Below are 4411 nucleotides of genomic sequence, written 5' to 3'. Positions count from 1 at the left end.
GAGTCGGGGTGTCATATTCAACGTGAGAAGTGTTGATGGTGATACCACGAGCTTTTTCTTCCGGCGCGTTATCGATCTGGTCGAATGCACGAGCAGCACCGCCGTAGGTTTTAGCCAGTACGGTAGTGATTGCAGCGGTCAGCGTTGTTTTACCATGGTCAACGTGGCCGATAGTACCGACGTTAACGTGCGGTTTAGTACGTTCAAATTTTTCTTTAGACATCGATTGTCCCTCTAAGACACGGATAAATCGGTGATATCACCACATCAACCAGGCAATATACCTGAGCTGTTGAATGCTTTTAAAAGTAAACAGAGAGAAACGGGAAGGAGAAGTGAAGTGGTGCTGATACCCAGAGTCGAACTGGGGACCTCACCCTTACCAAGGGTGCGCTCTACCAACTGAGCCATATCAGCACGTCTGGAGCGGGCAGCGGGAATCGAACCCGCATCATCAGCTTGGAAGGCTGAGGTAATAGCCATTATACGATGCCCGCATCCTGAAACTCGGCTACCCAGTTCTTTCTGTAACAAAAAAGAGATTTCTCTCTTTTATGTTCGAGCTGATTAATTTTTTAACCAACTCAGGCGGCGATAACGCTGCCAGAAAGTGGTGGTGGGGGAAGGATTCGAACCTTCGAAGTCTGTGACGGCAGATTTACAGTCTGCTCCCTTTGGCCGCTCGGGAACCCCACCGGACTTGATGGTGCCGACTACCGGAATCGAACTGGTGACCTACTGATTACAAGTCAGTTGCTCTACCTACTGAGCTAAGTCGGCATCAAGTAGCGCGCATTTTATGGAGACCTGCGCACTCATGCAACTAAAAAATTGCATAAAATGTTCTATCGCTCACATTTTGCACTATACGTCCGATAAATAATCTATTTCTTCGTATGATTGGACAAATTTCCAACGACGCGCGCCCTTCCAAAGGCAAGTTTTTCGCCGCCATGCACTTATCCATAGAGAGAAAGTACCTCTTTATACATCTGGAATTGCCGTCACATTGCTTTTCAGGGGATGATTTTTTCTTATTATTCCCCCTCATCTGGTGTTACCCTCCTGCCCATTGTCCAAATTAACTGAAATGTGCGTGCCATTGCGTGCCGGGGATGATTTCGTTTTTTTACCGCAGACCTGATATAGCAATGACAGCCAGACCATGCGTATGAGTATAAAAGAGCAAGCGTTAACGTCGCCTTACCTACAGTTTGATCGCAACCAGTGGGCTGCGCTTCGTGATTCCGTGCCAATGACCCTGACCGAGGAAGAGATTGCTCGTCTGAAAGGCATTAACGAAGACTTGTCGCTGGAAGAAGTTGCCGAAATTTATTTGCCTCTATCGCGTTTGCTAAATTTTTACATCAGTTCGAACCTGCGACGTCAGGCGGTGCTGGAGCAATTTTTAGGCACTAACGGCGAGCGTATTCCTTATATTATCAGCATTGCTGGCAGCGTCGCCGTTGGCAAAAGCACCACAGCACGTGTTTTGCAGGCACTGTTGAGTCGCTGGCCTGAGCATCGTAAGGTTGAATTGATTACGACCGACGGTTTTCTTCATCCCAATCAGGTGTTGAAAGATCGTGGACTCATGAAGAAGAAAGGCTTCCCTCAGTCCTATGATATGCACCGTCTGGTTAAATTCGTTTCCGATTTGAAGTCAGGCGTACCCAACGTCACGGCACCGGTATACTCCCATCTTATCTATGATGTGATCCCTGATGGCGACAAAACTGTTGCCCAACCCGACATATTAATACTTGAAGGGCTTAATGTATTACAGAGCGGGATGGATTATCCTCACGATCCACATCATGTATTTGTTTCTGATTTTGTCGATTTTTCTATTTATGTTGATGCACCAGAGGAATTACTCCAGACGTGGTATATCAACCGCTTCCTGAAATTCCGCGAAGGAGCATTTACCAACCCAGACTCTTATTTCCATAATTATGCGAAATTGTCGGAAGACGAGGCAATCAACACGGCCACTTCGTTATGGAAAGAGATTAACTGGCTGAATTTAAAGCAAAATATTTTACCAACGCGTGAGCGTGCCAGCTTAATCATGACCAAAAGCGCCAATCATGCTGTTGAAGAGGTCAGACTACGCAAATAAATTAACAAGGGGAGCCGCAGCTCCCCTTGTTATTATTCAGCGCTTCTGAGCGATATTTCTCCGCCCATCCAGGGTTTTATCACGCCATTTTGTTCGAGCAATAATGCACCTTGTGCATCTATTCCACGAGATATCCCAAATATTTCTTTATCGCCAATAATGAGTTTTACCGGGCGGTCGATAAAGTTGTCCAGCGTCTTCCAGCGGGACAAATACGGCGCTAAGCCCTCATGCTCAAACAATACCAACGCAGCGCGCAGCTCGCGGATTAGTCGGGCAGCAAGGGTATTGCGGTCAATGTTAATTCCCGCTTCCTGGAGATTAATCCAGCCCTGATTAACGACATTCTCTTCTACCCGGCGCATGGACATATTAATACCCGCACCGATAACAATTTGCGCGGCATCGCCCGTCTTACCGGTGAGTTCAACCAGAATTCCGGCCAGTTTACGATCGAGCAGATAGAGATCGTTCGGCCATTTCACGCGAACTTTATCCGCCCCCAAATCGCGTAAAACCTCCGCCATGACAATACCAATCACCAGACTCAGACCAATTGCGGCTGCCGGTCCTTGCTCCAGTCGCCAGAACATTGAGAGATACAGATTGGCGCCAAACGGTGAGAACCACTTACGTCCGCGACGACCACGACCGGCCTGCTGATACTCAGCGACGCAGGCATCCCCTGACTCCAGTTGACCAATACGGTCCATCAGGTACTGGTTGGTTGAGTCGATAACCGGCAGAACCGTGATATTCCCTCCATCCAACTGAGAATGAATCAGTGATGAGTCTAATAACTGGATAGGCTCAGGTAAGCTGTATCCTTTACCGGGAACAGTAAAGACATCAACGCCCCAGTCGCGTAGCGTCTGAACATGCTTATTGATTGCCGCACGGCTCATTCCCAGCTGTTCACCAAGCTGCTCACCAGAATGAAATTCGCCGTCGGCTAACAAGGAAATAAGCGTCAGGGGGACGGTATTATCTTTCATGCGATGATCTCCACAGCATTCACTTCACCCTGTGGGCCAATAAATCTGACCTCGGGTTCGAGCCAGACATTGAATTTCTCACCGACTTTTTGGCGTACATGATGCGCTAGTTGTACCACATCCTGACTGGTCGCACGGTCTGCATTGATCAGTACCAGTGCTTGCTGCTGATGTACCGCTGCCCCACCAATACGCATGCCTTTTAGCTGGCATTGATCGATAAGCCAGCCGGCAGCCAGTTTTACTGAACCATCTACCTGCGGGTAATGAGGCGCAGTCGGGAATTTGGCCAACAGTTCCTGCGCAACGTGCGCTGTAACAACCGGGTTTTTAAAGAAGCTACCGGCATTACCGTTAACTTTCGGGTCAGGCAGCTTTGTTGTGCGCATATGACAGACAGAATCAAAAACCTGCTGAGGCGTCACGGTTGTAGGATCCAGACGCGTCAAGTCACCGTAAGTGAGAACGGGCTGCCACTGTTTAGGCAAGCGCAAACCAACGGCAACAATTGCGAAACGATCCTGATATTCATGCTTGAAGATGCTGTCACGGTAACCAAAACGGCATTCCGCGGCGCTGACGCGCAGATGTTTGCCGGTTGACAGTTCAACGCAGTCCACATATTCGCAGACACGCTGCAGCTCCACACCATAAGCACCAATATTCTGAATGGGCGATGAACCGACACATCCGGGAATGAGTGCCAGATTTTCCAGTCCAGGCATACCTTCTTGCAGCGTGTGCTGTACCAGATGATGCCAGTTCTCACCGGCACCGACGTGCAGGTGCCACGCCTCAGGTTGTTCTGTGATCTCAATGCCCTTGATTCGATTGACGATCACCGTTCCATGGAAGGTATCGAGAAACAGGACGTTACTCCCCTCGCCCAGGATCAGTACTGGATGATGTGATGCATTCGCTGATTGCCAGGCATTCAGCAGTTGTTGCTCATTTTCGGCGCAGACAAGCTCATTAGCTTGTTGATCGATACCGAAGGTGTTCCAGGCTTTAAGGGAGTGATTCATAGACGCTTTCCTGATGCAAAATCGCGCTTAGTTTACCGCATATGCCGCAGGATGGCTTGTCTTATGGAGGCAAGGGGGTTGCCTGATGCGCTTTGGCAGGCCGGATAAGGCGGTGCGCCGCATCCGGCAGGTTTCATTTCGTACAGACGCAAAAAAGCCCATCCGGCAGGACGGGCTTCTTCACTTTAATTAATGCCTGGCAGTTTATGGCGGGCGTCCTGCCCGCCACCCTCCGGGCCGTTGCTGCGCAACGTTCAAATCCGCTCCCG

General features: G+C 49.4%; 4 protein-coding genes, 4 tRNA genes and 1 pseudogene. 2 read left to right on the top strand and 7 right to left on the bottom strand.

The window, feature by feature from the left end; all coding sequences use genetic code 11:
- The 5 genes from KQJ18_RS21890 to KQJ18_RS21870 form a co-directional block, all read right to left on the bottom strand.
- On the bottom strand, positions 1–223 hold a 223-nt coding region (locus KQJ18_RS21890; RefSeq protein WP_000031665.1), incomplete at its 3' end, for a GTP-binding protein.
- Positions 224–341: 118 nt separating this feature from the next.
- Positions 342–417, bottom strand: a tRNA-Thr gene (locus KQJ18_RS21885).
- Between the two features lie 5 nt (positions 418–422).
- A tRNA-Gly gene (locus tag KQJ18_RS21880) sits at positions 423–497 on the bottom strand.
- A gap of 114 nt (positions 498–611) precedes the next feature.
- Positions 612–696: transfer RNA gene (locus KQJ18_RS21875), tRNA-Tyr, on the bottom strand.
- Positions 697–704: 8 nt separating this feature from the next.
- Positions 705–780, bottom strand: a tRNA-Thr gene (locus KQJ18_RS21870).
- A gap of 19 nt (positions 781–799) precedes the next feature.
- Here KQJ18_RS21870 and KQJ18_RS24745 point away from each other — a divergent pair.
- Positions 800–868 (top strand): annotated as a pseudogene (locus KQJ18_RS24745) (hypothetical protein); the annotation flags it as partial.
- A 303-nt stretch (positions 869–1171) separates the two neighbouring features.
- A complete protein-coding gene (gene coaA / locus KQJ18_RS21865) occupies positions 1172–2122 on the top strand; it encodes a type I pantothenate kinase (protein ID WP_032940924.1) in 951 nt (316 codons plus the stop codon).
- A 32-nt stretch (positions 2123–2154) separates the two neighbouring features.
- On the opposite strand, the gene birA is transcribed toward coaA, so the two are convergent.
- Positions 2155–3117, bottom strand: coding sequence for a bifunctional biotin--[acetyl-CoA-carboxylase] ligase/biotin operon repressor BirA (birA, locus tag KQJ18_RS21860; RefSeq protein ID WP_038636096.1), 963 nt, complete (start codon positions 3115–3117; stop codon positions 2155–2157).
- Positions 3114–4142 carry a UDP-N-acetylmuramate dehydrogenase gene (murB, locus tag KQJ18_RS21855; RefSeq protein ID WP_087856916.1) on the bottom strand — a complete coding sequence of 343 codons (1029 nt, stop codon included), beginning with the start codon at positions 4140–4142 and terminating at the stop codon, positions 3114–3116. The genes birA and murB overlap by 4 nt, the downstream gene beginning before the upstream one ends.
- Positions 4143–4411: the final 269 nt, after the last annotated feature.

Source organism: Citrobacter sp. S55_ASV_140, from assembly GCF_018919505.1.
Lineage (GTDB): Bacteria > Pseudomonadota > Gammaproteobacteria > Enterobacterales > Enterobacteriaceae > Citrobacter > Citrobacter werkmanii.
This window is presented reverse-complemented; position numbering and strand designations above follow the sequence as displayed.

Excerpts from the sequence above, each read along its gene's own strand:
- coaA (WP_032940924.1), top strand. The coding sequence starts at position 1,172 with ATGAGTATAAAAGAGCAAGCGTTAACGTCGCCTTACCTACAGTTTGAT.
- birA (WP_038636096.1), bottom strand. The coding sequence starts at position 3,117 with ATGAAAGATAATACCGTCCCCCTGACGCTTATTTCCTTGTTAGCCGAC.
- murB (WP_087856916.1), bottom strand. The coding sequence starts at position 4,142 with ATGAATCACTCCCTTAAAGCCTGGAACACCTTCGGTATCGATCAACAA.